At 74.2% G+C, this 24,981-nt stretch carries 25 protein-coding genes and 5 tRNA genes; 15 read left to right on the top strand and 15 right to left on the bottom strand.

Annotated features, from left to right (window positions below):
- Window positions 1-73: 73 nt before the first annotated feature.
- From ACI8AK_RS10600 to ACI8AK_RS10590, 3 genes are all read right to left on the bottom strand, one after another.
- Window positions 74-613 (bottom strand): MOSC N-terminal beta barrel domain-containing protein, encoded by a 540-nt coding sequence (locus tag ACI8AK_RS10600; protein ID WP_456956178.1) that lies wholly within the window; start codon window positions 611-613, stop codon window positions 74-76.
- A gap of 10 nt (window positions 614-623) precedes the next feature.
- Window positions 624-1,028: an HNH endonuclease gene (locus ACI8AK_RS10595; RefSeq protein WP_456902759.1), complete on the bottom strand. Its 405-nt coding sequence runs from the start codon at window positions 1,026-1,028 to the stop codon at window positions 624-626.
- A gap of 74 nt (window positions 1,029-1,102) precedes the next feature.
- Window positions 1,103-1,534, bottom strand: coding sequence for a hypothetical protein (locus tag ACI8AK_RS10590; RefSeq protein WP_387986715.1), 432 nt, complete (start codon window positions 1,532-1,534; stop codon window positions 1,103-1,105).
- Window positions 1,535-1,644: 110 nt separating this feature from the next.
- Here ACI8AK_RS10590 and ACI8AK_RS10585 point away from each other — a divergent pair, with 110 nt between their 5' ends.
- Complete coding sequence (locus ACI8AK_RS10585; RefSeq protein ID WP_387986712.1) at window positions 1,645-2,190, top strand: dihydrofolate reductase family protein; 546 nt, start codon at window positions 1,645-1,647, stop codon at window positions 2,188-2,190.
- A 245-nt stretch (window positions 2,191-2,435) separates the two neighbouring features.
- On the opposite strand, the gene ACI8AK_RS10580 is transcribed toward ACI8AK_RS10585, so the two are convergent.
- From ACI8AK_RS10580 to ACI8AK_RS10565, 4 genes are all read right to left on the bottom strand, one after another.
- Window positions 2,436-2,507 (bottom strand) — tRNA-Val (locus ACI8AK_RS10580).
- Window positions 2,508-2,533: 26 nt separating this feature from the next.
- Window positions 2,534-3,007 (bottom strand): TIGR02611 family protein, encoded by a 474-nt coding sequence (locus ACI8AK_RS10575; protein ID WP_387986710.1) that lies wholly within the window; start codon window positions 3,005-3,007, stop codon window positions 2,534-2,536.
- A 14-nt stretch (window positions 3,008-3,021) separates the two neighbouring features.
- Complete coding sequence (locus tag ACI8AK_RS10570) at window positions 3,022-3,915, bottom strand: anti-sigma factor domain-containing protein (protein WP_387986708.1); 894 nt, start codon at window positions 3,913-3,915, stop codon at window positions 3,022-3,024.
- Entirely contained in the window at window positions 3,912-4,562 is a 651-nt protein-coding gene (locus ACI8AK_RS10565) for a sigma-70 family RNA polymerase sigma factor (protein ID WP_456950713.1), read from the bottom strand. The genes ACI8AK_RS10570 and ACI8AK_RS10565 overlap by 4 nt, the downstream gene beginning before the upstream one ends.
- A 216-nt stretch (window positions 4,563-4,778) precedes the next feature.
- Between ACI8AK_RS10565 and ACI8AK_RS10560 the strand changes: the two genes are divergently transcribed.
- The 4 genes from ACI8AK_RS10560 (at window position 4,779) to ACI8AK_RS10545 (ending at window position 5,624) form a co-directional block, all read left to right on the top strand.
- On the top strand, window positions 4,779-5,228 hold the full coding sequence (locus ACI8AK_RS10560; RefSeq protein ID WP_387986704.1) for an SsgA family sporulation/cell division regulator: 450 nt from the start codon (window positions 4,779-4,781) through the stop codon (window positions 5,226-5,228).
- An 85-nt stretch (window positions 5,229-5,313) separates the two neighbouring features.
- Window positions 5,314-5,386: transfer RNA gene (locus ACI8AK_RS10555), tRNA-Gly, on the top strand.
- Between the two features lie 43 nt (window positions 5,387-5,429).
- A tRNA-Cys gene (locus tag ACI8AK_RS10550) sits at window positions 5,430-5,500 on the top strand.
- Window positions 5,501-5,549: 49 nt separating this feature from the next.
- Window positions 5,550-5,624: transfer RNA gene (locus ACI8AK_RS10545), tRNA-Val, on the top strand.
- A gap of 84 nt (window positions 5,625-5,708) precedes the next feature.
- Here the strand turns inward: ACI8AK_RS10545 and coaE are convergent.
- A complete protein-coding gene (gene coaE / locus ACI8AK_RS10540; protein WP_387986701.1) occupies window positions 5,709-6,314 on the bottom strand; it encodes a dephospho-CoA kinase in 606 nt (201 codons plus the stop codon).
- A gap of 158 nt (window positions 6,315-6,472) precedes the next feature.
- Here coaE and ACI8AK_RS10535 point away from each other — a divergent pair, with 158 nt between their 5' ends.
- A complete protein-coding gene (locus ACI8AK_RS10535; RefSeq protein ID WP_387986699.1) occupies window positions 6,473-6,742 on the top strand; it encodes a hypothetical protein in 270 nt (89 codons plus the stop codon).
- A 233-nt stretch (window positions 6,743-6,975) separates the two neighbouring features.
- Here the strand turns inward: ACI8AK_RS10535 and rpsA are convergent, their stop codons facing one another.
- The gene (gene rpsA / locus ACI8AK_RS10530) at window positions 6,976-8,442 is read right to left on the bottom strand and encodes a 30S ribosomal protein S1 (protein WP_387986697.1); all 1,467 of its coding nucleotides are present in this window, start codon (window positions 8,440-8,442) and stop codon (window positions 6,976-6,978) included.
- 214 nt (window positions 8,443-8,656) lie between these two features.
- Between rpsA and ACI8AK_RS10525 the strand changes: the two genes are divergently transcribed.
- Window positions 8,657-9,499 carry a class I SAM-dependent methyltransferase gene (locus tag ACI8AK_RS10525; RefSeq protein ID WP_456902751.1) on the top strand — a complete coding sequence of 281 codons (843 nt, stop codon included), beginning with the start codon at window positions 8,657-8,659 and terminating at the stop codon, window positions 9,497-9,499.
- Window positions 9,500-9,594: 95 nt separating this feature from the next.
- On the opposite strand, the gene polA is transcribed toward ACI8AK_RS10525, so the two are convergent.
- Window positions 9,595-12,345, bottom strand: a complete 2,751-nt coding sequence (gene polA, locus ACI8AK_RS10520; RefSeq protein WP_387986693.1) for a DNA polymerase I — start codon at window positions 12,343-12,345, stop codon at window positions 9,595-9,597.
- A gap of 82 nt (window positions 12,346-12,427) precedes the next feature.
- Between polA and ACI8AK_RS10515 the strand changes: the two genes are divergently transcribed.
- Window positions 12,428-12,832: a PaaI family thioesterase gene (locus ACI8AK_RS10515; RefSeq protein ID WP_456956176.1), complete on the top strand. Its 405-nt coding sequence runs from the start codon at window positions 12,428-12,430 to the stop codon at window positions 12,830-12,832.
- A gap of 43 nt (window positions 12,833-12,875) precedes the next feature.
- Here the strand turns inward: ACI8AK_RS10515 and ACI8AK_RS10510 are convergent, their stop codons facing one another.
- Window positions 12,876-13,487, bottom strand: a complete 612-nt coding sequence (locus ACI8AK_RS10510) for a GNAT family N-acetyltransferase (RefSeq protein ID WP_456956174.1) — start codon at window positions 13,485-13,487, stop codon at window positions 12,876-12,878.
- A gap of 344 nt (window positions 13,488-13,831) precedes the next feature.
- Between ACI8AK_RS10510 and ACI8AK_RS10505 the strand changes: the two genes are divergently transcribed.
- The 5 genes from ACI8AK_RS10505 to ACI8AK_RS10485 all read left to right on the top strand — a co-directional run bounded on the left by ACI8AK_RS10505 (window position 13,832) and on the right by ACI8AK_RS10485 (window position 18,449).
- Window positions 13,832-15,082: a branched-chain amino acid ABC transporter permease gene (locus ACI8AK_RS10505; RefSeq protein WP_387986685.1), complete on the top strand. Its 1,251-nt coding sequence runs from the start codon at window positions 13,832-13,834 to the stop codon at window positions 15,080-15,082.
- A gap of 4 nt (window positions 15,083-15,086) precedes the next feature.
- Complete coding sequence (locus ACI8AK_RS10500; protein WP_387986684.1) at window positions 15,087-16,085, top strand: branched-chain amino acid ABC transporter permease; 999 nt, start codon at window positions 15,087-15,089, stop codon at window positions 16,083-16,085.
- Complete coding sequence (locus ACI8AK_RS10495) at window positions 16,075-17,088, top strand: ABC transporter ATP-binding protein (protein WP_387986681.1); 1,014 nt, start codon at window positions 16,075-16,077, stop codon at window positions 17,086-17,088. The genes ACI8AK_RS10500 and ACI8AK_RS10495 overlap by 11 nt, the downstream gene beginning before the upstream one ends.
- Complete coding sequence (locus ACI8AK_RS10490) at window positions 17,085-17,942, top strand: ABC transporter ATP-binding protein (RefSeq protein WP_387986679.1); 858 nt, start codon at window positions 17,085-17,087, stop codon at window positions 17,940-17,942. Before ACI8AK_RS10495 ends, ACI8AK_RS10490 begins: the two co-directional genes overlap by 4 nt.
- Window positions 17,943-18,029: 87 nt before the next feature.
- On the top strand, window positions 18,030-18,449 hold the full coding sequence (locus tag ACI8AK_RS10485; protein WP_387986676.1) for a DUF7712 family protein: 420 nt from the start codon (window positions 18,030-18,032) through the stop codon (window positions 18,447-18,449).
- 77 nt (window positions 18,450-18,526) lie between these two features.
- Here ACI8AK_RS10485 and ACI8AK_RS10480 read toward each other — a convergent pair whose 3' ends face one another.
- Window positions 18,527-19,861 (bottom strand): ABC transporter substrate-binding protein, encoded by a 1,335-nt coding sequence (locus ACI8AK_RS10480; RefSeq protein WP_387986673.1) that lies wholly within the window; start codon window positions 19,859-19,861, stop codon window positions 18,527-18,529.
- A gap of 150 nt (window positions 19,862-20,011) precedes the next feature.
- Window positions 20,012-20,626, bottom strand: coding sequence for an ANTAR domain-containing response regulator (locus tag ACI8AK_RS10475; RefSeq protein ID WP_387986671.1), 615 nt, complete (start codon window positions 20,624-20,626; stop codon window positions 20,012-20,014).
- 78 nt (window positions 20,627-20,704) lie between these two features.
- Here ACI8AK_RS10475 and ACI8AK_RS10470 point away from each other — a divergent pair.
- Both ACI8AK_RS10470 and ACI8AK_RS10465 read left to right on the top strand, forming a co-directional pair.
- A tRNA-Leu gene (locus ACI8AK_RS10470) sits at window positions 20,705-20,778 on the top strand.
- A gap of 193 nt (window positions 20,779-20,971) precedes the next feature.
- Window positions 20,972-22,633 carry an aminotransferase class V-fold PLP-dependent enzyme gene (locus ACI8AK_RS10465; protein WP_387986669.1) on the top strand — a complete coding sequence of 554 codons (1,662 nt, stop codon included), beginning with the start codon at window positions 20,972-20,974 and terminating at the stop codon, window positions 22,631-22,633.
- On the opposite strand, the gene ACI8AK_RS10460 is transcribed toward ACI8AK_RS10465, so the two are convergent.
- Window positions 22,611-23,486: an acyl-CoA thioesterase gene (locus tag ACI8AK_RS10460; RefSeq protein ID WP_456956172.1), complete on the bottom strand. Its 876-nt coding sequence runs from the start codon at window positions 23,484-23,486 to the stop codon at window positions 22,611-22,613. The genes ACI8AK_RS10465 and ACI8AK_RS10460 overlap by 23 nt on opposite strands.
- Complete coding sequence (pyk, locus tag ACI8AK_RS10455) at window positions 23,483-24,898, bottom strand: pyruvate kinase (protein ID WP_387986664.1); 1,416 nt, start codon at window positions 24,896-24,898, stop codon at window positions 23,483-23,485. Before pyk ends, ACI8AK_RS10460 begins: the two co-directional genes overlap by 4 nt.
- Between the last annotated feature and the right edge of the window lie 83 nt (window positions 24,899-24,981).

Genomic DNA, 24,981 nt, shown 5'->3' with positions numbered 1-24,981 from the left:
GGACGGCGCCCGGCCGGAGGCGGACGCGCACCGGCCAGCCTAACGAGCGTCCGCGCCGGCCCCGGGGACCCGACTACGCGGGGAGGACCTCGTCGCCGACCGTGACCGTCCCCGGTTCGGCCACCTCGGCGTAGACGCCCAGGCAGTGCTTCGGCAGCCGCGTGACCTGCAGCACGGCCGAGCCCAGCCGCAGCCGGCGGCCCACCCAGGTCCGCTCGTCGTCGGCGGGCAGGTCGAGGAGCAGGTTGGCCCGCGGGTCCTCGGCGCCGCAGCCGTCCGGGACGACGCCGGCCGAGGCCCGGTCCAGCGCCTGCCGGGAGACCAGGTGCACCGCCGCGGCGCCCTCGGGGCGGCCGGTCAGCGGCTCGAGCCGCACCGGCCGGCCCAGCGCCGCGGCGACGGCGGCGGCGTCGAGGTCGGGGGAACCGGTGGGGACGACGCCGGCGAGTCCCGGGGCGTCCTTGCCGCGCAGCACCCGCCCGTCGAGGTCGACGACGGCCGACCCACGGTCCCCCGCCAGCCCGGCGGGGCCGACCTCGGCCTGCTGCAGCGGCGTCCCGGCGCACCCGCGGACGGGGTAGACCGAGATGCCGACGACCGTCCCCGCGCTCACGCGGGCCAGGCTAGGCGGACCGGGCGGCGACGACACCGCGGCGGCGCAGCCGGCGCAGCTGGGACTCCAGGTACGGCCGGGCCCGGCGCTGCCCGCCGCGGACGGCGATCGCCTCGGCCAGCCCGGTCAGGACGCGGGCCAGCCGCTGCTCGTCGGCGGGCCAGCCGCGGCGCAGGCACTCCTCCAGCCACTCGACCGGTGCGGTGTGCCCGCGCTCGCCGTTGCACCGCCGGCAGGCGGCCACCTCGTTCTCCAGCCACGACGGGCCGCCCTTGACCCGCGGCACGACGTGCTCGGTGGTGGGGGGGACGTGCCCAGTGAGCGCGCGGCCGCACCAGATGCAGGTGGGTCCGTCGCGCTCCACGGCCGCGTCCAGCCGGGCGACCCTGTCCAGTGCCCTCCGGTCCGGTGCCATCGCCCCCATGGTGCGCCCGATCCGGGCGGAGGCGGCGGGTGCGCCCGGTCCCGGTGCGCCCGGTCCCCGTGCGCTCAGTCCCGGCGGCCGCGCCCGGCCACCCGCGGGGGCCGCGGCAGCAGCGCCGCCGTCAGGGCGGCCTGCCGGCGCCGGCGGACCGCCCGCCGGAACCGCTCGTGGCCGGAGCCGGCACCGGGCGGGTACGCCGACCACACGAGGTCGCCCGCCGCGGCGCCGTCGTCGCCGGCGCGGTCCCGCAGGTGCGCGAGGACGCGGCCGGCGAGGTCGTCGTCGGCGAGCAGCGCCGCCCAGTCCTCGGGGTCCCGGTCCTCGTCGGCCAGCGCCTCGCCGATCCAGCCGAACACCCCGGGGCCGAAGGACCGCACCGCCAGGTCCCCGACGACGGCGTGCGCGGCGTCGACCGCCGCCCCCGCCTCGAGCGCCACCTCCAGCTCGACGACGGCACGCAGGGTGTACGCATCGGGCACCGGCGGGGTCGGCTCCATCCCCGCATCGTGCAGCACGGCGGGTCCGCCACCGATGAGAAACGGGATCCGCCAGTGTCTGACCCGACGAGACCGGCCGACAGGGCCGGCCGACCGACCGAGGAGCAGGCATGGGCGTCATCCGGGTGCACGAGTTCACCACCGTCGACGGGGTCGTCGACGCACCGATGTGGACGGTCGACTACGGCTTCCCCGACGACCTGGCCGCCTCGATCGGGTCCCTCACGGCGCCGGCGGAGGGGATCCTGCTCGGCCGCACGACCTTCGAGATGTTCGCGCCGGCGTGGTCCACCCGGACCGTCGAGGAGGACCCCGGCGCGCCGTTCTTCAACGACACGACCAAGTACGTCGTCTCCTCGACGCTGTCCGACGCCGAGGGCGTGTGGCGCAACTCCACCTCCCTCGGCGGCTACGACGCCGACCGGATCCGGGAGCTCAAGGCCGACCGGGACCTCTACGTCAGCGGCAGCGCCACCCTCGTGCGGGCGCTGGTGGCCGACGGCCTGGTCGACGAGCTGCACCTGTACGTGTACCCGGTCGCCGTCGGCGAGGGCATCCACCTGTTCCCCGAGGGCACGAAGCAGAAGCTGTCGCTGGTCGGCGTCGAGGCGCTGAGCAACGGCGTCGCGCACCTCACCTACGGCCCGGCCGCCTGAGCCGCCGGGCACTGCGCGAGGGGGCCGGGCTCCCCGTCGTCGGGAGCCCGGCCCTCCCGTCCCCGGGGACGGCAGCCCGCGGGAGTCGTTGCCGTCGTGGTCGGCCGACACCACCGGCCGACACCACCGGCCGACACCACCGGCCGACGTCGCCCCGAGCGGCGTCGGCCCGGGCGACGACGGGGTCCCCCCGTGGACGCGGAGAGGGCCGGGCCCCCGTCGGGAGCCCGGCCCTCTCGTGCCGGTGGGCGATACTGGGTTCGAACCAGTGACCTCTTCGGTGTGAACGAAGCGCTCTACCACTGAGCCAATCGCCCGTTGCGCCGTCCATGATGCCAGACGGTCAGCGCCACAGGGGCACCCACCCCGGCACCCAGTCCGGAACGCCGGTGAGGTGCAGCGTGACGACCAGGACGCCGTAGACGAACGCCGCCGTCAGCACGCCGATGCCCAGGCGCACCCACACCGGCTGGCGGCCCAGCCAGTCGGTCCAGGCCTTGACGTGCCGCTTGGTGAACTCCAGCAGCCGCTCGGCCCACATGAACTCGGTGGCCAGCACGAACAGGCCGGCGATGACGGTGAGCCAGCCGGGCCCCGGCAGCGGGATGGTGACCAGGCCGACGGCGACGACCAGGCTGCCGACGATGCCGACGGCCATCCGGTAGGTGTGGTCGACCGAGCGGCGGGCGGCCAGACGCCGCCGCCACCGGGACTCCGCGACCCGCTCGCGCAGGCTGTGGTAGCCGTCCTGCGCGAAGTGCTCCCGCCGCTGCTCCGCGGTCGGTCGTGCCCGCCGCTGCCGCGGGGGCGGCGGCACCGTGTCCTGTCCGCTCAGCTGGTCACCTGCCCGTTCGCCACCACGTCCGACGGTTGCGCCGGAGCCTGCCGGCCGGGCTCGATGCTGATCGCGTAGGCCGCGTAGTCGTCGAGACCGGTCGAGGCGGAGCCTACGGTCCGGAGGTCGGTCTGTGGGGAGACGACGTCGAAGGTGCCGAGCGCCACGGGCGCGTCGTCGACCACACCCCACAGCACGTAGACGCTGTCGCTGCTGTCGTTGACCCGCAGGCCGTGCGCGACGACCTCCAGCTGCGCGTCGCGGGCGACGACGGTGGCCACCGGGTCCCCGTCGCCGTCCTGGACGGGGGCGATGGTCGCCCGGCCCGGCTGCAGCAGCGCCTCGAGGACCTGCTGCTGCTCCACGGCGGCGGCGCGGGCGTCGTCCCGGGCGGAGCTCAGGACGACGTTCCAGGTGCCGAGCGCCAGGATCGCCGCGACGGCCGCGGCGACCAGGGCGTTGGGCAGCACCCGCCGCCACACCGGGCGCGGGTCCGGCGCGGGCTCCTCCGGCGCGGGCACGTAGCCGGGGAAACCGGTCGCGACGGGACCGTCGGTGCGGCGGCGCCCGCCGGGGGTGCCCGGGACCGGCGGCGGCACGGGCGCCGCGGTCGGGGCGGCGGGGTCGACGCCGGCCGGCGGCGGGAGCTGCTCGGTCTCCTCGACCGCGGCCCGCAGCCGCTCGCGCAGCCGGTCGTCCGGCTCGGCCGGCGGCAGGTCCGCGGCCAGCGCCGCCATCACCTCGGAGGTCTCGGCGACGGTCCGGGTGCACCGCGGGCAGGTGGGCAGGTGGGCGCCGAACAGCGCCTCGTCCTCGGGCTCGAGCGCGTGCAGCGCCCAGCCGACGGCGAGCTCGTCGAAGGGCTCGTGGGAGTCGGGGCGCGGACTCACCGGGCGCCTCCGTCGACCGCGGCGGGACCGCTGAGCGCACCACCGGCGGTGGGCCCGGCGACCCCGCCGAGCTCCTCCTTCAGCCGGCGCATGCCGGCCAGCATGCGGGTCTTCACCGTCCCCAGCGGGGCGCGGGTCAGGGCCGCGACCTCCCGCTGGGTGTACCCGCCGTAGTAGGCGAGGGTGAGCGCCTCCCGCTGGGCGTCGGGCAGCGCCCCGAGCGCGGTGCGCACGCGCTCGGACACCACCCGGTCCCACGCCTCGTCCTCGACGTCGCGGGCGCCGGTGGGGGCGCTCAGCGCGAGGTCGTCCTCGGCGCGGGCCCGGCGGCGGCGGTGCGACTCCTCCCGGCGGACGGCGTCGACGGCCTTGTGGTGGACCATCGCCATCAGCCAGGCCGAGAAGCTGCCGCGGGCGCCGTCGTAGGCGTGCGGGTCCCGCCAGACGGCGAGGAACACGTCCTGGACGACGTCCTCGGCGAGGGTGTCGTCGGCGAGCACCCGCCGGGCCAGTGCGAACGCCGGCCGGCGGAACCGGTCGTAGAGGTCGTCCACGGCACCCCGGTCGCCCGCCCGTACGCGCGCCACGAGGTCCAGGTCACCGGGGTCGCCCTCCGGACGTCGTGCCGGACGCGTCACGGTTCCCATGGTCACACGTCGCATTCGCGACAGCGCGCTTCGCGGTTCACCACGCCGGGTAGGGAGGTCCCCGGACGGTCTCCGCCCCTGAACCCGGTGGGACCGCGCGGACCGGTCGGGACGATGACCGCCCGCGGCCGGCCCGGCCGCGGCGACACGCCCGGCAGCAGGTCGGCGCAACATCCGGCTCCGCTCGTCGTTACACGTGACATGGATCGAGGCGACATGGCACACCGCTCCCCCTCCGGGTACTCCGTCCCGACGACGCTGCACCTGGTCGGACCCACCTCGTGGACCGAGGTGCCGGCCGCCCTCTCCTACGCGGTGCGCGACCCCTTCGCGGTGCGGATCGGCTTCGGCGAGGGCGGGGAGGTCGCCGCCGACGGCATCACCTGGCTGGTCGGCCGCGAACTGCTCGCCGCGGGGCTCGAGCGGCCGGCCGGCGACGGCGACGTGCGCATCTGGCCGGCCCGCACCACCGGTGACGTGCTGTACCTGCACCTGCGGGCCCCGTCCGGGGAGGCGCTGTTCGAGCTGTCCCGCGCCACGGTGGCCGCGTTCCTGCAGCGGACCGAGGAGCTCGTGCCCTCCGGGCAGGAGACGGCGGCGCTCGACGTCGACGACGCGCTGGCCGCGCTGCTGTCCGGCGGCGGAGCCGATCCCGGGGCCCGGTGAGCCCGGGGGGACCCCCCGTGAAACCCCCTCCGCGAGTCGGGTATGGTTCTCCCTGCACGACAGCGACACAACAGAACACAGCAACGCGGACGTGGCTCAGTTGGTAGAGCATCACCTTGCCAAGGTGAGGGTCGCGGGTTCGAATCCCGTCGTCCGCTCGGGACCTCGGGCGCTGGTCGCGAGACCGGCGCCCGTGTGTGCGGTGGAGTGGCCGAGAGGCGAGGCAACGGCCTGCAAAGCCGTCTACACGGGTTCAAATCCCGTCTCCACCTCGCCTCCTCGCCGAGCGCGGTGGAGCGGGCCGGTCGGCAGACCGGACTCGGGCGATTGGCTCAGTGGTAGAGCGCTACCTTGACACGGTAGAGGTCACTGGTTCGAACCCAGTATCGCCCACCAGCACGCGGAGCCCCGGACCCCAGCGGTCCGGGGCTCCCGTCGTCTCCGGGCCCTCACCCCCGGCGCGGCCGGCCGGGCGGGCGCTCACCGCCGTTCCCCCACCGCCGGCGCCACCCGCTCCTCCCAGAACCGCTCCACCTGGGCGGCGAGTGCCTCGGGGGCGCCGCTGTTGTCGAGGACGACGTCGGCCACCGCCCGGCGCTGCTCGTCGGTGGCCTGGGCGGCGATGCGGGCGCGCGCGTCGTCCTCGGTGAGCCCGCGCAGCACCAGCCGGGCGACGCGGGTGTCCAGGTCGGCCTCGACGACCAGCACGAGGTCGTACGCGCCGGCCTGGCCGGTCTCCACCAGCAGCGGGACGTCCTGGACCACGACGGCGTCCTCCGGGGCGGACTGGACGACCTCCAGGGCCCGCGCGCGCACCAGGGGGTGCACGATGCCGTCCAGCCGTGCCCGCGCCTGCGGGTCGGCGAAGACGACGGCGGCCAGCGCCGGGCGGTCCAGCGCCCCGTCGGGGGTGAGCACGTCCGGCCCGAAGGCCTCGACGACGGCGGCCAGCCCCGCCGTGCCGGGCTCCACGACCTCCCGGGCGATGCGGTCGGCGTCCACGACCAGCGCCCCGCGGGCCGCCAGCAGCGCGGCCACCGTGCTCTTCCCCGACCCGATCCCGCCGGTCAACCCGATGCGCAGCACGGACGGACGGTAACCAGCGCGCGGACGGCGGTCACGGACGGGTAACACCCGCCCCCTGCGCCCGGCGCGTCGCACCAGTCACACCCGTCACTCCCCATAACGTCCGCCCCGTCGGTTCCCCACGGAGGGGGACGCAGCCGAGGAAGGCAGGCAGCCCGATGTCGCAGCCCCGTACCGCCGTCGCGACGGTCCCCGCCGGTCCCCGCACCCCGGGCCGGCACCGGGCGGAGCGTGCGGGCGGGATCCGGGTGGCCGACATCCCCGCCGTGCGCACGCGCATGGCGATGCAGCAGGCGGAGCCCCCGCGCCGCGGGGCGTTCCTCCGCTGGCTGCTCGACGCCGCCCCGGCCGGCCGCCACACCTGGCAGTCGCTGGCCGCGGCCGGCGGCCGCCCGCGCTCCGCCTTCGCGATCATCCTCAGCCTCTGACCAAGGACCTCCTCGCCCCCCACTGCTCGCACGCTCGCAGCGGGCCCCTGCGAGGAGGCCGGTCCGGCGCTCGCTCTGGAGCGGCGCCCGACGAGACCGGGTGCCCGCCCGGACGGGGACGGCGGGCGGGCACCCCCCCTCTGCGCCACCCGGTGCGCGCACGACGGAGGCCCAGGACCTCGCGGGTCCTGGGCCTCCGTCGTTCGTCAGACCGTCAGCGCACGGTCAGCGGGTCACTCCCCGCCGGCGAGCTTGGCCCGCAGCGCGGCGAGCGCCTCGTCGCTGGCCAGGGTGCCGCCACCGGTGGTGGTGTCCGCGGTGGTGTCGGCGCCGGAGGAGTAGTTGCCCCCGGCAGCGGCCTCCGCGTCGGCCGCGCGGGCCTCGGCGATCTGCTTCCGGTGCGCCTCGAAGCGGGCCTGGGCCTCGGCGTACTGCCGCTCCCAGGTCTCCCGGGCCTCCTCGTAGCCCTCGAGCCACTCGCCGGTCTCCGGGTCGAAGCCCTCGGGGTAGATGTAGTTGCCCTGCTCGTCGTACGAGGCGGCCATGCCGTAGGCGGCCGGGTCGAACTGCTCCTCGTCGCCGATGACGCCCTCGTTGGCCTGCTTGAGCGACAGCGAGATGCGGCGCCGGTCGAGGTCGATGTCGATGACCTTGACGAGGATCTCGTCGCCGACCTGCACGACCTGCTCCGGGATCTCCACGTGGCGCTCGGCCAGCTCGGAGATGTGGACCAGACCCTCGATGCCCTCGTCGACCCGGACGAACGCACCGAAGGGCACCAGCTTGGTGACCTTGCCCGGCACGACCTGGCCGATCTGGTGGGTGCGGGCGAACTGGCGCCACGGGTCCTCCTGCGTCGCCTTCAGCGACAGGGAGACCCGCTCGCGGTCGAGGTCGACGTCGAGGACCTCGACGGTGACCTCCTGGCCCACCTCGACGACCTCGGAGGGGTGGTCGATGTGCTTCCAGGACAGCTCGGAGACGTGCACGAGGCCGTCCACGCCGCCGAGGTCGACGAACGCGCCGAAGTTGACGATCGAGGAGACGACGCCGGTGCGCACCTGGCCGCGGGCGAGCTTGTTGAGGAACTCGCTGCGGACCTCGGACTGCGTCTGCTCCAGCCACTGCCGGCGGGACAGGACGACGTTGTTGCGGTTCTTGTCGAGCTCGATGATCTTGGCCTCGAGCTCGCGGCCCACGTAGGGCTGCAGGTCGCGGACGCGGCGCATCTCGACCAGCGACGCGGGGAGGAAGCCGCGCAGGCCGATGTCGAGGATGAGACCGCCCTTGACGACCTCGATGACGGTGCCGGTGACGACCTCGTCGGCTTCCTTCTTGGCCTCGATCGTGCCCCAGGCGCGCTCGTACTGGGCGCGCTTCTTGGACAGGATCAGGCGGCCTTCCTTGTCCTCCTTCTGGAGGACGAGAGCTTCCACCTCGTCGCCGACCTTGACGACCTCGTTGGGGTCGACGTCGTGCTTGATGGACAGCTCGCGCGAGGGGATGACGCCCTCGGTCTTGTAGCCGATGTCCAGCAGCACCTCGTCCCGGTCGACCTTGACGATGACGCCTTCGACGATGTCGCCGTCGTTGAAGTACTTGATCGTCTGGTCGATCGCGGCGAGGAAGTCCTCGGCGGTGCCGATGTCGTTCACCGCGATCTGGGGGGTGCTGTCGGGACGGACCTGGGTGGAGGTCATGTGGTCGAGTGCTCCGGACGGGGGATGCGTAGGGACAGGGGGACCGCGGCCGGGTGACCGCGGGAGCGGGGAGAGCCGGCGCGCGCCGATCCCTTGCGGGTAACAGCACTGACAGACCTCTGGCGCATCCCCATGGTACGGACGCGCGCGCACCGGGGTCCACCGGGTGGGCGACCTCTGCCGATCCGGCCCGGCGTGTCACGCTGGGCGTGTCATGGTGCCGCCGCCCACGCTCCCCCTCGGGCCCGACGGCTACCCCGCCGCCGGGGGTGTCGAGCGGCGGCCGGCCGGGTCCGCCGAGTCGGTCCGCGCCAACCGCGGCTGGTGGGACGCCGCCGCGCCGGCCTACCTCGCCGAGCACGGCGACGACCTCGGCGACGTCGACTTCCTGTGGTGCCCGGAGGGCCTGCGCGAGGCCGACGCGCACCTGCTCGGCGACGTCGCCGGCCGCCGGGTGCTCGAGGTCGGCTGCGGGTCGGCGCCGTGCGCGCGGTGGTTGCGCCGGGCCGGGGCCGACGTCGTCGCGCTGGACCTGTCGGCCGGGATGCTCGCCCGCGCGGCGGAGCTGGGCCGGACCACCGGCGTCGTCGTGCCGCTGCTGCAGGCCGACGTGGGCGCGCTCCCGCTGGCCGGCGCGTCGTTCGACGTCGTCTGCTCGGCGTTCGGAGGGCTGCCGTTCGTGGCCGACGTCGAGGGGGCGCTGGCCGAGGTGGCGCGGGTGCTGCGCCCGGGCGGGCGGTTCGCCGCGTCGGTCAACCACCCGTTCCGCTGGCCGCTGCCGGACTCCCCCGACCCCGAGGACCTGCGGGTCGTCTCGTCCTACTTCGACCGCCGGCCCTACGTGGAGACCGACGGCGAGGGCCGGACGGTGTACGTCGAGCACCACCGCACGGTCGGCGACTGGGTGCGCGCCGTCGTCGGGGCGGGCCTGGTCCTCGACGACCTGGTCGAGCCGGAGTGGACGCCGGGCCGCACGCAGGAGTGGGGCCAGTGGTCGCCGGCCCGCGGCGCGCTCGTCCCCGGCACGCTCGTCCTGGTCGCCCACCGGCCCTGCTGAAGGACCCCGGTGCCCCCCACGCCTCGCAGGCTCGGCGCGGGCCCCTGCACCGGGGCCGCCCGTGTCGACACCTGACCTCTGCTCGAGGTCGAGGCTCAGTGGGCGGCGGCGTCCCAGCTGCGGCCCACGCCGACGGAGACCTCCAGCGGCACCGACAGCTGCGCGGCCCCGGACATCTCGCGGCGGACCAGCTCCTCCAGCGCCTCCCGCTCCCCCGGCGCCACCTCGAGCACGAGCTCGTCGTGCACCTGCAGCAGCATCCGCGAGCGGAGCCCCTCGGCCCCGATCGCCCGCTCGACCCCGAGCATGGCGACCTTGATGACGTCGGCCGCCGAGCCCTGGATCGGGGCGTTGAGCGCCATCCGCTCGGCCATCTGCCGGCGCTGCCCGTTGTCGCTGGTGAGGTCGGGCAGGTAGCGGCGCCGGCCGAGGGTGGTCTCGGTGTAGCCGCGCAGCCGGGCCTCCTCGACGACGCCGTCGAGGTACTCGCGGATCCCGCCGAAGCGCTCGAAGTAGGCGTGCATCTGCTCGCGCGCCTCCTCGGTGGAGATGCGCAGCTGCTGTGCCAGCCCGTAGGCGCTCAGTCCGTAGGCCAGGCCGTAGCTCATCGCCTTGATCCGGCGCCGCATCTCCGGGTCGACGTCCTCGATGGGGATGTCGTAGGCCCGCGAGGCGACGAAGGAGTGCAGGTCCTCCCCCGAGGTGAAGGCCTCGATCAGCCCCTCGTCCCCGGACAGGTGGGCCATGATCCGCATCTCGATCTGGCTGTAGTCGGCCGTCATCAGCGACTCGAAGCCCGGGCCGACGACGAACGCCTGCCGGATGCGGCGGCCCTCGGCGCTGCGGATCGGGATGTTCTGCAGGTTCGGGTCGATCGAGGACAGCCGGCCGGTGGCGGCGATCGTCTGCTGGAACGTCGTGTGGATGCGGCCGGCGTCGTCGACCATCGGGATCAGCCCGTCGATGACCGTGCGCAGCCGGGTGACGTCGCGGTGGCGCAGCAGGTGCTCGAGGAAGGGGTGCCCGGTCTGCGCCAGCAGCCAGGTGAGCGCGTCGGCGTCGGTGGTGTAGCCGCTCTTGATCTTCTTGGTCTTCGGCAGGCCCAGCTCGTCGAACAGCACCGCCTGGAGCTGCTTGGGCGACCCGAGGTTGATCTCCCGGCCGATGACGGCGTACGCCTCGGCGGCCGCGGCGGCCACGCCCTCGGCGAACTCGCGCTGCAGCTCGGCGAGCAGGTCCGTGTCGACGGCGATGCCGCGGTGCTCCATCCGGGCGAGCACCCGGGTCAGCGGCAGCTCCATCCCCTGCAGCAGGTGGTCGCCGCCCTTCTGCGCGAGGACCTGCTCGAGGGCGTCGGAGAGGTCGTTGACGGCGACCGCCTTGAGGACGTCGGCGTGCGCGGCCTCGGCGGCGAGGTCGGCCTCGCTCGGCCCCATCCCGTCGAGGGTCATCTGGCCCTCGGGCTCGGCGGCGTCCTTGAGCTCGCGCTTGAGGTAGCGCACCGAGAGGTCACCGAGGTCGAAGGAGCGCTGCCCCGGCGTCGCCAGGTAGGCGGCCAGCGCGGTGTCGCTGGCCAGGCCCTGCAGGTCCCAGCCGCGCGACCACACCGCCAGCAGCGGGCCCTTGACGTCGTGCGCCACCTTCTCGGCGGCCGGGTCGGCCAGCCAGTCGGCCAGCGCCTGCTCGTCGGCGACGTCGAGGTCGGGACCGAGGTCGACGAACACGGCGTGGTCGTCGGCGGCGGCCAGCGCCAGCCCGGTCAGCTCACCGGTCCCCCGGCCCCAGGTGCCGCGGAAGACGACGCCGGTCCGCCCGGTGCGGGCGTGCGCGTCCAGCCACGCGGACAGCCCGCCGGCCGGCACGTCGTCGGCGGTGACGTCGAAGCCGCCCTCGACCTCGGGCTCGGCGCTGCTCAGCGTGGCGAACAGCCGCTCGCGCAGCACCCGGAACTGCAGGTTGTCGAAGAGGGTGTGCACCTCGTTGCGGTCCCAGGCGCGGACGGCGAGGTCCTGCGGGCCGAGGTCGAGGGCGACCTGCCGGTCGAGCTCGGTGAGCCGCCGGTTCTGCAGCACCGAGGACAGGTGCTCGCGCAGCTTCTCGCCGACCTTGCCCTTGACCGTGTCCACGCGGTCGACCAGCTCGTCGAGGGAGCCGTACTCGCGCACCCACTTGGCCGCGGTCTTCTCCCCCACGCTCGGGATGCTGGGCAGGTTGTCGCTCGGGTCCCCGCGCAGCGCGGCGAAGTCCGGGTACTGCTGCGGGGTCAGGCCGTACTTCGCCTCGACCTCCTCCGGCGTGAACCGGGTGAGGTCCGAGACGCCCTTGCGCGGGTAGAGCACGGTCACGTGCTCGTTCACCAGCTGCAGCGCGTCGCGGTCGCCGGTGCAGATGAGCACGTCCATGCCCTGCTCCACGGCCTGCACGGTGAGCGTGGCGATGACGTCGTCGGCCTCGTAGCCCGGCGCGGTGATCACCGGGATCCGCAGCGCGGCGAGCACCTCCTGGATGAGGCTGACCTGCCCGCGGAAGTCGGTGGGGCTCTCGGTGCGGTTGGCCTTGTACTCCGCGTAGATCTCGCTGCGGAACGTCTGCCGGCCGACGTCGAAGGCCACCGCGAGGTGGGTGGGCTGCTCGTCGCGCAGCACGTTGATGAGCATCGACGTGAAGCCGTAGACGGCGTTGGTCGGCTGGCCCGTCGTCGTGGAGAAGTTCTCCACCGGCAGGGCGAAGAAGGCGCGGTAGGCCAGCGAGTGCCCGTCGAGGAGGAGCAGCCGCGGCCGCTGGGCGGCGGGCTGAGCCGTCGCCGAGGGGGCGGTGGGCGCGGGGGTGGTCACCGGAGCGGACATCGCGCACGATCCTAGGTGCGCTCACCCACGCTTCCGAGGCCCCGCACGGAGGGCCGGCCCGCCCGCGGTTACGGTGCCCGGCGTGACCTCCGCTCCCCCGGACTGGCTGGCGCCCGGCGCGGCCAGCCCGCTCGACGACAAGCTCGGCATCACGATCGTCGACTACGACCCGGCCCGGCTGGTGGCGACGATGCCGGTCGAGGGCAACCAGCAGCCCTTCGGCCTGCTGCACGGCGGGGCCACGTGCTCGCTGGTCGAGACGATCGGCTCCTGGGCGGCCATGCTCAACGCCGGCCCGGGGAAGAAGGCCGTCGGGGTGGAGCTGAACACCAGCTACCTGCGCGCGGCGACGTCGGGCACGGTCACCGCCGTGTGCACCCCGGCCCGCGTCGGCCGCACGCTGTCGACGTTCCTCGTCGAGGTCACCGACGACCGGGGGCGGACCACCGCCACCGCGCGGCTGACCTGCGCGATCCTCCCGGCCTAGGCGAGGACCCCGCGGCTCCCACCGCTCGCGAGCCCGCGGCGGCTCAGGCGGGCAGCGCCCGGGACACCGGGCGGCGGCGCGGGGGCCGGGGCAGCGGGACGCCGCCGCGCTGCCAGGCGGCCAGCGACCGGGCCAGCGTCTCCCGCGGCACGATGCGGCGGGTGGTGAGCGGCGCGAAGCCCATCCGCGCGAAGAACCGCTGCCGCTCGGCCTCGTGCCCGCCGACCGCGGCGACGACGTGCTCGACGCCGACCTCCGCGGCGTGGTCGGCGGCCGCGGCCAGCAGCGCCGCCCCGGCCCCGCACCGGCGGTGGTCCCGGTGCACGACGAGGTTGTCCACGGTGACCTGCGGGACGCCGAGCACCGCCGACAGCGGGTCCAGCCCCAGCACGGCCAGCCCGACGGCGACCTCGCCCGCGGTGGCCGCGGTCGCGGCGTTGGCGCCGGGCAGCACGGCGAGCACCACCCGGTGCGCGGGGTCGGCCAGCAGCCGGCGGAAGCCGGCCGCCGCGGCCGCCCCCGGTGTCTGCCCGGTGAGGACGCCCTCCGCGTGCGCCTCGGCGCGGTGCTGGCGCACCAGGGCGAGGACGGCGGGCAGGTCGTCGGGGCGCGCCGTTCGCGTGACGACGCGGGACCGCTGGCCGGTAGCAGACACGTGAGCCCTCCCTGGACGGCGCCGCCGAGCGTGCACCTCCCGCGACCCGCGGCCACGCAGACGCGCCGGTCCTGGGACGGGAGTGATCACCAGGACGGGTGCGTCGGCGCGTCGCGCTTCGGTCACAGTGCAGCGACGAGGGAACGGGGACGCAACACGCCTGGGTTACCGTCACGCCTCCACTGCCCGCGTTGTGTCGCGCGACACCCACCGTGCCGATCGACGCCACGCCCCCAGAGCAGTGCCACGAACAGGGAGGTTGTGTGAGGCACCCGTCAGCCACTGCCGGGCCACCTCGGCCACACCGGAGCGCGATCCGCCCGGGCCCGGGGACCGCCCGGAGGGTGCTGCTCCGGCTCCTGCTGGTGCTCGTCGCCGCCACCGGGCTCGCCGTGCTGGTCCCCGGCGTCGCCGGCGCCCAGGGCGAGCAGGTGCTGGGCACGCTGCAGACCAGCCGGTCCGGCCCGATCGAGGACGTCCAGGTGACGGTCACCACCGCCGCCGGGGACGAGGTCGACACGGTCGAGACCGACGAGAACGGCCGCTGGTCGGTCGACCTGCCCGGCCCCGGCGACTACGTCGTCACCATCGACGGCGACGACCTGCCCGAGGGCGTCGAGCTCGCCGGCGCGGACAACCGGGCGGTCACCGTCGACACGGGCCGGCGGGAGCCGGTGATCATCGGCCTCGAGGACGGCAGCCGCGGCGAGGGCGGGAGCACCGTCCGCGCCGTGCAGCTGCTGGTCGACGGCATCCGCTTCGGCCTCCTGATCGCCATGTGCGCCGTCGGCCTCTCGCTGATCTTCGGCACCACCGGACTGACCAACTTCGCGCACGGCGAGCTGGTCACCATCGGCGCCGTCGCCGCCTGGTACGTCAACGTGTCGGGAGGCGTCCCGCTCATCGCGGCGACGCTCATCGCGATGGTCGTCGGCGCGGCCGTCGGCGCCCTCAACGAGCTGGCGCTGTGGCGGCCGCTGCGCCGCCGCGGCACCGGCCTGGTCGCCGCCCTGGTCGTGTCCATCGGCCTGTCGCTGCTGCTGCGCTACCTCATCCAGATCATCTACGGGGGCCGGTCCAGCCCGTACCAGGTGGCCACCGGCCGCGCCGTCGACTACGGCCTGTTCACGCTGACCAACCGGGCGCTGATCTCGATCGTCGTCTCGATCGTCGTCCTCGTGCTGGTGGCCGTGATGCTGCAGCGGACCAAGATCGGAAAGGCGATGCGCGCGGTCGCCGACAACCGCGACCTCGCCGCCTCGTCGGGCATCGACGTCAACCGCGTCATCCTCGTGGTCTGGATGATGGGCGGCGCGCTGGCCGCCCTCGGCGGCGTCCTGCTCGGCCTGTCCGACCAGGTGCAGTGGGACATGGGCTTCCGCCTGCTGCTGCTGATGTTCGCCGGCGTCACCCTCGGTGGTCTCGGCACCGCCTACGGCGCCCTGGTGGGCAGCCTGATCGTCGGTGTGTTCGTCCAGATGTCGACCCTCGTCATCCCGAATGACGTCAAGTACGTCGGGGGGCTCCTGCTCTTGATCGTCATCCTCGTCATCCGGCCCCAGGGCATCCTGGGCAGCCGGGTCCGGATCGGCTGAACCCGTGGGCGACCTCATCGACGCCCTGGCCGTCGCCCTCAAGGCCGGCCTCGGGTTCCAGGCGATCTTCTTCGCGCTGCTCGCCATCGGCATCAACGTCCAGTTCGGCTACGCCGGCCTGCTCAACTTCGGGCAGATCGCCTTCGCCCTGCTGGGCGGCTTCGGCATCGCCATCTCGGTGAGCCAGTGGGGGCTGCCCTTCTGGGTGGGCGTGGTCGTCGGCCTCGCCGCCGCCGTCGTCCTGGCCCTGCTGCTCGGCCTGCCGACCCTGCGGCTGCGCGCGGACTACCTGGCCATCGCGACCATCGCGACGGCGGAGGGGCTGCGGCTGCTGTTCCGCTCGGTGTCGGCCACCCCGGTCACCAACGGCACCCGCGGCCTGTCCGCCTTCAACGGCGACTTCATCGCCCTCGCCCCGTGGGCGACCAACGAGCGCTACCGCATCCTCGGCACCAGCTGGTCCGGCGGCGAGCTGTGGGTCACCCTCGTCGGGTGGGTGCTCGTGGCCCTGTCGTGCCTGCTGGTGTGGGCCCTCATGCGCAGCCCGTGGGGCCGCGTCCTCAAGTCCATCCGCGAGGACGAGGACGCCGTCCGCGCGCTGGGCAAGAACGTCTACGTCTACAAGATGCAGGCGCTGGTGCTGGGCGGGATCATCGGCGCCCTCGGCGGCATGGTCTACGCCGTGGGCACCGGGTCGGCGGTCCCCGACCAGTACCAGAACGCCAACACGTTCCTGGCCTACGCCGCCCTGATCCTCGGCGGTGCCGCGCGGGTCCTCGGGCCGGTGGTCGGCGCCGTCATCCTGCTGTTCATCCTGCAGTTCGCCGACACCGGGCTGCGGCTCCTCATCGACAACGGGATCATCCCCGAGGGGCTCCTGTCGTCCACGGACGTGGCGCAGATCCGCTTCGTCCTGGTCGGGATCGGGCTCATGCTGCTGTTGGTCTTCCGGCCGCAGGGCATCTTCGGCGACCGACGAGAGGTGATGCTCGATGCCCGCTGACAACACGCCCGCCGGCGCCTCCGCGGCGTCGCTGGACAAGGGCGGCTCCGGCCGTGCCCCGCAGCGACTGGCCCAGGCGGCGCTGCGCGACGTCCCGTGGGAGGTCGGCGTCGCCAAGCCCGACCCGGCGATCGTCGTCGACGGGGTCACCCGGACCTTCGGCGGTCTGACCGCGGTCGCCGTCGACCACCTCGAGGTGCAGCGCGGCGGCATCACCGGGCTGATCGGGCCGAACGGTGCCGGCAAGACGACGCTGTTCAACCTGCTCACCGGCTTCGACCAGCCCAACACCGGCACGTGGAGCTTCGACGGCCGGCCGCTGGGCAAGCTCGCGCCGCACCAGGTCGCCCGGCTCGGCGTCGTCCGGACCTTCCAGCTCACCAAGGCGCTGTCCCGGCTCACCGTGCTGCAGAACATGCTGCTCGGCGCCCAGGGACAGCGCGGCGAGAGCTTCCTGCGGGCGCTGGTGCCCGGCACCTGGCGGTCGCAGGAGAGGGCCAACACCGACAAGGCCATGGACCTGCTCCGGCGGTTCAAGCTCGACGCCAAGAAGGACGAGTTCGCCGGCACCCTCTCCGGCGGTCAGCGCAAGCTGCTGGAGATGGCGCGCGCGCTGATGAGCGACCCGAAGGTCGTCATGCTCGACGAGCCCATGGCCGGCGTGAACCCGGCGCTGACGCAGAGCCTGCTCGGCCACGTCAAGGACCTCCGCGAGGAGGGCATGACGGTGATCTTCGTCGAGCACGACATGGACGTCGTCCGCGACATCAGCGACTGGGTGGTCGTCATGGCCGCCGGCCGGGTGATCGCCGAGGGGCCGCCCGAGTCCATCAGCCAGAACCAGGCCGTGGTCGACGCCTACCTCGGCGCGCACCACGACGCCCCGCTCACCGTCGAGGAGGAGGACCAGGTCCTCGCCCAGGCCGAGGCGCAGATCGCCGCCGAGGAGCACGGCGGCGGCGAGGTCCTGGGCTCCGACACCCGCAGGGAGACCGACCGATGAGCGAGCCGCTGTTCCGGGTCGACGAGTCCGGCGAGGACGTCACCCGCGCCGACGAGGCCGCCGCGGGCACCGCGGAGCTGTCGCCGGCGGAGAAGGCCGCCACCCGCGAGGAGCACCTGCGCCTCGCCGAGGGCGCCCTGGTGCGCGCCGACGACCTCGTCGCCGGCTACGTGCCGGGGGTCAACATCCTGCGCGGCGCCGACTTCTACCTGCAGGACGGCGAGCTCGTCGGGATCATCGGCCCCAACGGCGCGGGCAAGTCGACGCTGCTCAAGACGCTGTTCGGGCTCATCCCGGTGCGCTCGGGGTCGGTGAAGCTGCGCGGGGAGGACATCACCTCCGCGCCGGCGCACCGGCTGGTGTCCATGGGCGTCGGCTACGTGCCGCAGAACAACAACGTGTTCCCCTCGCTCACCATCGAGGAGAACATGCAGATGGGCGTCTACCTGCGGCCGAAGACGTTCAAGGAGCGCTTCGACTACGTCATCGACCTCTTCCCGCTGCTCGGTGAGCGGCGCAAGGGGAAGGCGGGCGCGCTCTCCGGCGGCGAGCGGCAGATGGTGGCCATGGGACGGGCGCTGATGATGGACCCGTCGGTGCTGCTGCTCGACGAGCCCTCGGCGGGCCTGTCTCCCGCCTACCAGGACGAGGTGTTCATCCGCTGCCGGCGGATCAACGCCACGGGGGTCTCGATCATCATGGTCGAGCAGAACGCCCGGCGCTGCCTGCAGATCTGCGACCGCGGCTACGTGCTCGACCAGGGCCGCAACGCCTACACCGACACCGGCCGGTCGCTGATGACCGACCCGAAGGTCATCGAGCTCTACCTGGGGACCCTCGCCAAGGCGCAGTGACCGCCCGAGGCCCCCTGACGAGGCCGGCGTCCCCGAGGGGGCGCCGGCCTCTCGTCGTCCGGGGTGCGGACGGGTAGGACCGGGTCGGTGAACTGGACCTGGGACCTGCGCGGCCGCGACGGCGGCATGAACGGCCTGGACTTCTGCCGGGCGCTGACCGCCGGCGGCTTCTCCCGCGTGCTCGTGCACGCCGCGCCCGCCCGCCTGGCGGTGCGGGTCACCGCCGACGACGACACCGTCGTGGCTCGCGGCGACGCCGACCGCGACGGCGACTACTCCCCCGTCACGCTGCTCGAGCTGACCGACGGCGGCCTGCGGCGCAGCGAGGTGTGGCCCGACGAGAGCCACCTGGGCCTGCCGGTGCTGCTGCCCGGTGGGGAGGTCGGCGTCCTGCTGCGCTGGGAGCACGCGCCCGACCGCAGCTGGTGGCGCTGGGCCGTGGAGTTCTCCAACCACCGCGGGCGCCCGGCCGACTGGGCGCCCGAGGGCCAGTCCCTGCAGCGCTGAGCACACGACAGCGGCCCGGCACCCCGCGAGGGGTACCGGGCCGCTGCCGGGACGGGGACTACCTCACCGCCGCGGGGTCACCGCTGCGGGCCGACGCCCTGGTCGTTGAGGCCCTGCAGGATCCGCGAGGACTCCTCGAACCCGATGACGACGATCGCGTCGGGGTTGAACTCGGTCATCTGCTGGACCTCGGCGTCGAAGTTCGCCGCCTGCGGGTCGTACGTCACGCTGACGATGTCGTCCTCGGACAGGCCCGCGCTGACCAGGTTGTTCTTGGTGTTCTCGGCCAGGCCCGTGCCGTAGGGGTCGTTGAGCGCGAGGATCCCCACGGTGTTGTTGCCGTCGGCGATGATCAGGTCCGCGAGGGCGCGGGCCTGCAGCGTGTCCGGCGGGGCGGTGCGGAAGTACAGCCCGTTGTCGTTGTAGTTCGTGAACTGGTCGGACGTGTTCGCCGGCGAGAACTGCAGGACACCGGCGCCGGTGATGGCGTCGATGACCGTCAGGCTCACGCCGGAGGACGCCGCACCGATGATCGCGTTCACACCGGACTGCAGCAGCCGGTCCACGGTCTGGGTGGCGGTGTCGGTGGAGGCGTCACCGGAGTCACCCTCGACGAGCTGGACCGGCTGGCCCAGGACGCCGCCGGCGGCGTTGATGTCGTTGACCGCCAGCTTGGCGCCGGCGACCTCCGGCGGGCCGAGGAAGGCCAGGTTGCCGGTCAGCGGCAGCAGGGTGCCGATGACCAGCGGGCCGCCGGTCGTGCCGGCCGGCGCGTAGGCCGGGCCCTCGTCGGTGGTGGCGTTGGCCTCGTCACCGGCGATGACGTACTCGGTGGCGTCGCTGTCGAGGGCGTTGTCGTCGCCGAACTGCAGCAGGCCGAAGCTGGCCGCCGCGGGCTCACCGGCGTCGGTGAAGGCCAGCGGGCCGGAGATGCCGTCGTAGTCGACGTTGCCGCCGTTGTTGATGATCTCCAGGCAGGCGGCGAAGTCGGTGCACTTGTCGCCGCCGGTGGTCATGCCGTTGACGTACGCCTTGAAGGTGTTGGCGTCGTTGGTGCCGGCCGCCTGCGCGGCGAGCGCCGTGACGATCACCGCGTCGTAGGTCTCACCCGCGTAGTTGTAGTCCTGCAGGTTGGGGTCCACCTCGAGCAGCCGGTCGGTGAACTCCGGGCCCAGCTCGGTGAGGGGCGTCGTGCCCCGCATGCCGGCCAGCGCGCCTTCCTCGGTGAAGTCCTCACCGAGGGCGTTGCCCATGTTGCCGTCGGTGCCGTAGATGTTGACCTGCTTCTCGCCGCCGCCCGAGGCGTCGCCGCCCGAGCCGCTGCCACCGTCGTCGCCGCCACCGCAGGCGGTGAGAGCGACGAGCGCGGCGGAGGTGACGGCGATGCTGCGGGCGTAGGTACGCGTGCGCATCCAGCAACTCCCAGTTGTCGTACGTCGGTCCGGCGGGCCCCGGACGTGCCGGGGCCCCGTCAGTCCGGTGAACGTAACTGCTGGACACGGGGATGGATGCGGGACGGTTGAGACCGTGATGGGGTCGTGACCTGCCCTGTTCCGGCCGGGTTACGCGTTCCCCCGGGAGGGTGCACCCTCCGCAGCAGCCTCGTCCGTGGCGAGGATCCGCTCGGCGAGCGCCTTCATCGACGTCCGCTCGTTCATGGCCGTGCGCTGGATCCACCGGAAGGCCTCGGCCTCGGTCATCCCCTGCTCGGCCATGAGCCGGCCCTTGGCCTTCTCCACGACCTTGCGGGCCTCCAGCCGCTCCTCGAGCGTGCGCACCTCGCCGTCGAGCGCGGCGATCTCGGTGAACCGGGCGCGGGCCACCTCGATGGCGGGCACGAGGTCGTTCTTGGAGAAGGGCTTGACCAGGTAGGCCATGGCGCCGGCGTCGCGGGCCCGCTCGACCAGCTCGCGCTGGCTGAAGGCGGTGAGCACGATGACCGGCGCGATGCGCGCCGAGGCGATCTGCTCGGCGGCCGCCAGCCCGTCGAGGACCGGCATCTGGATGTCGAGGATGACCAGGTCCGGCGTCAGCTCCCGGGCGCGGTCGACGGCGGTCTGCCCGTCCCCCGCCTCGGCGACGACGACGTACCCCTCCTCCTCGAGCATCTCCTTGAGGTCGAGGCGGATGAGGGCCTCGTCCTCGGCGATGAGGACCCGGGTCGGCTCGCTGCTCACGCGGAGGAGCCTAGCGACGACGGCTGGGAGTGGCGTCCCGGTTAGGCTGGCCGGGTCGTGACCTCGGTCGCGGCACCTGCCCCCGTACCCCAATCGGCAGAGGGAGCGGATTCAAAACCCGCGCAGTGTGCGTTCGAGTCGCACCGGGGGCACTCCGACATCGCGGTCCTCCGGACCGCACCGCGGCCGGGTGCCGTCCCCGCCGCCGCGGAGCCCGTCCCGGCGCTCGTCGCGGAGGCCTCCGGCCCCCACTCCTCCCACCGCCTCGCGGGGCGGCTCACGACCCGACGGGAGCGGCTCACCTCCTGCCCGCTCGGACGGAGGAGCGCCGCATACGGTGTCGGGGTGAGCGAGCCCGTGCCCCACATGACCCCCGAGCAGTTCCGGCAGCACGGTCACGAGGTCGTCGACTGGATCGCCGACTACTGGGCGCGCATCGAGTCCTTCCCCGTCCGCTCGCGGGTCTCCCCCGGCGACGTCCGCGCGGCGCTCCCGCCGTCCGCCCCCGAGCGGGGCGAGCCCTTCTCCGCCGTCCTCGCCGACCTCGAGCGGGTCGTCCTGCCGGGCGTCACCCACTGGCAGCACCCCGGCTTCCTCGCCTACTTCCCGGCGAACACCTCCGGCCCCTCGGTGCTCGGCGACCTGCTGTCGGCGGGCCTGGGCGTCCAGGGCATGTCGTGGGTGACCAGTCCGGCGGCCACCGAGCTCGAGCAGCACGTCCTGGACTGGCTGGCCGACCTGCTCGGGCTGCCGGAGGCGTTCCGCTCCACGGGCAGCGGCGGGGGCGTCGTGCAGGACTCCAGCTCGGGGGCCAACCTGGTCGCCCTGCTCGCGGCGCTGCACCGCGCCAGCGGCGGGGCCACCGTCCGGCACGGTGTCGTGCCCGAGGAGTACACGGTCTACGTCTCCTCCGAGACCCACTCGTCGATGGAGAAGGCCGTCCGGATCGCGGGCCTCGGCACCGACGCCATCCGGGTCGTGGAGGTCGACGGCGACCTGGCGATGCGCCCGGCCGCCCTCGCCGCCCGGCTGGAGCGCGACACCGCCCGCGGGCTGAAGCCGGTGCTGGTCTGCGCCACGGTCGGGACGACGTCGACCACCGCGGTGGACCCGCTGGCCACGATCGGGCCGATCTGCCGCCGGTACGGCGCCTGGCTGCACGTCGACGCCGCGTACGCGGGCGTGAGCGCCGTCGCCCCGGAGCTGCGGCACCTGCAGGCCGGCGTCGAGGAGGCCGACAGCTACACCACCGACGCGCACAAGTGGCTGCTCACCGGCTTCGACGCGACCCTGTTCTGGGTCGCCGACCGGGCGGCGCTCACCGGCGCGCTGTCGATCCTCCCCGAGTACCTGCGCAACGCCGCGACCGAGGCCGGCGCGGTCGTCGACTACCGCGACTGGCAGATCGAGCTGGGCCGCCGGTTCCGCGCGCTCAAGCTGTGGACCGTGCTGCGCTGGTACGGCGCCGAGGGGCTGCGCGCGCACGTCCGGTCCGGTGTCGCGCTGGCGCAGGAGCTCGCCGGCTGGGCCGACGCCGACGACCGCTTCGACGTCGCCGCCCCGCACCCGCTGTCGCTGGTGTGCCTGCGGCCGCGCTGGCCGGCCGACGTCGACGCCGACGTCGCGACCATGACGCTGCTGGAGCGGCTCAACGACGGCGGCGAGGTCTACCTGACCCACACGACCGTGCGCGGCTCGGTGGTGCTGCGGGTGGCGATCGGCGCGCCGGCGACGACGCGGGCGCACGTCGAGCGGGCCTGGGCGCTGCTGTGCGAGGGCCACGACTGGCTGGCCGCCGACTTCGCCGAGCAGGCCGCCGAGCGCGCCCGCGCCGAGGCCGAGCGCAAGGAGGCCGAGCGGCGGGCGGCCGAGGAGGAGGCGGCCCGGCGGCACGCGGCCGAGCAGGCGGCCGCCGGGCAGACGGTGGTGCCGGAGGCCCCCGAGGAGGCCTCGGCGGAGGTGGAGCCGGCCGAGGTGGTGCCGGCTACTCCCCCAGTGACCGGATGAGCCCCTCCTGGGCCACCGTGGCCACGTGCCGGCCGTCGGCGGTCCAGATGCTGCCGAAGCACAGCGCGCGGCCCTCGGAGGCGGCCGGGCTGTCGGTCTCGTAGAGGAACCACTCGTCGGCCCGGAACGGCGCGTGGAACCAGACGGCGTGGTCGAGGCTGGCGCCGACGTAGCGCCCGCCCCACCCGCCGCCGACCCGCGCCAGCCCCGCGGACAGCAGCGTCAGGTCGCTGACGAAGGTCAGCGCCGCGGCCTGCACCCCGGCGTCGTCGGGGAGCCGGCCGGCCACCCGGAACCAGGCGTGCGACTGGGTGGCCGGCGGGGTCTTCGGCTCCGGCGCGAACGGGTTGACCAGCGGCCGCTGCTCGACCGCGCGGCTGATCTCCAGTGCCGGCGCCGCCAGGTCGCCGTACCCGGCGGCGTGGTCGGCCAGCGACAGCAGCTCGTCGGGCCGCGGCACCTCCGGCATCGGCCGGGAGTGCGCGACGACGCCCGGCTCGCCGGCGTGGAAGTCCGCCGTCAGCGCGAAGACGGCGACGTCCTCACCGCGCCGGCTCTGGCAGGCGATGACCCGGCGGGTGGAGAAGGACCGGCCGTCGCGGATCCGCTCGACGGTGTAGCGCAGCTCCTCGTGCGGGTCGCCGGGCCGCAGGAAGTAGGAGTGCAGCGAGTGCACGCCGCGGCCGCCCGGCACCGTGCGCGTGGCCGCCATGAGCGCCTGCCCGGCCACCTGCCCGCCGAAGATGCGCTGCAGCGTGGTGGTCGGGGTCTGCCCCACGAAGACGTCGGGCGAGCGCTCCTCGAGGTCGAGGACGCTCATCAGCGCGGCGGCCTGGGTCCCGCCGCCGGTCACGAGTCGGTGCCGACTTCGTGCACCCGGATGAGGTTGGTCGACCCGACCGTGTTCGGCGGGCTGCCGGCCACGACGACGACGCGGTCGCCGACCTTGAGCCGGCCGATGGACAGCAGGGAGAAGTCCACCTGCTCGACCATGTCGTCGGTGTGCTCCACCGAGGGCACGAGGAAGGTCTCCACGCCCCAGGACAGCGCGAGCTGGCTGCGGACCCGGCCGTCGACGGTGAAGGCCAGCAGCGGCTGGCGGGGGTGCAGCGCGGCCAGCCGGCGGGTGGTCTCGCCGGTCTGGGTGAAGGTGCACAGCGCCTTGACGTCGAGCGCCTCGCCGATGTCCCGGGCCGCGCGGACGATCGCGCCCGAGCGGGACCGGGACCGGCGGGTGATCTCCGGCGCGCGCGCGTCGGAGCTCTCGACGGCGTCGATGATCCGCTCCATCGTGCGCACCGCCGCGATCGGGTAGCGCCCGACCGAGGTCTCGCCGGAGAGCATCACCGCGTCGGCGCCGTCGAGGACGGCGTTGGCGACGTCGGAGGCCTCGGCGCGGGTGGGCCGCGAGTTGGTGATCATCGACTCGAGCATCTGGGTGGCGACGATGACCGGCTTGTTGCGCTCCCGGGCGGCCTGCACGGCGCGCTTCTGCACCAGCGGCACCTTCTCGAGCGGCAGCTCCACGCCGAGGTCCCCGCGGGCCACCATGATCCCGTCGAAGGCCTCGACGATCGCCTCCAGGTTCGCCACCGCCTCGGGCTTCTCCAGCTTGGCGATGACGGGGACGTGCACGTCCTCCTGGCGCATGATGTCGCGGACCAGCTCGACGTCGGCGGGCGAGCGGACGAACGACAGCGCGACGAAGTCGACGGACAGGTGCAGGGCGAAGCGGAGGTCCTCCTCGTCCTTCTCCGACAGCGCGGGCACGCTCACGGCGACGCCGGGCAGCGACAGGCCCTTGTTGTTGGAGACCTCGCCGCCCTCGACGACCAGGCACCAGACGTCGGGCCCGTCGACGGAGACGACCGACAGGGCGAGCTTGCCGTCGTCGACCAGCAGCCGGTCGCCGACGCGGGCGTCGTTGGCCAGGCCCTTGTAGGTGGTCGAGACGCGCTCGGCGGTGCCGTCGACGTCGTCGACGGTGATGCAGACGCGGCTGCCGGTGGCCCAGTGCACCGGGCCGTCGGCGAACGTGCCGAGGCGGATCTTGGGGCCCTGCAGGTCGGCCAGGACGGCGACGGCGCGGCCGGTGCGGTCGGAGGCCTGGCGCACGTGGAGGTACGCCTTCTCGTGGTCGGCGTGCGACCCGTGGCTGAAGTTGAGCCGGGCGACGTCCATGCCCGACTCGACCAGGGCGGTGATCTGCTCGAGGGAGCTGGTGGCCGGGCCCAGGGTGCAGACGATCTTCGCGCGGCGGGACATGGGGAGAACGCTAGTGCGCCGCCTCCGGCGGATCGGACAGGGGCCGGGTCCCCGCGGGTGTCGCGGGGGCCCGGCCCCTGTGT

It is taken from the genome of Geodermatophilus sp. SYSU D00867, from assembly GCF_054050315.1.
Note: the sequence above shows the minus strand (reverse complement) of the source record. Positions and strands in the feature narration are given on the sequence as shown.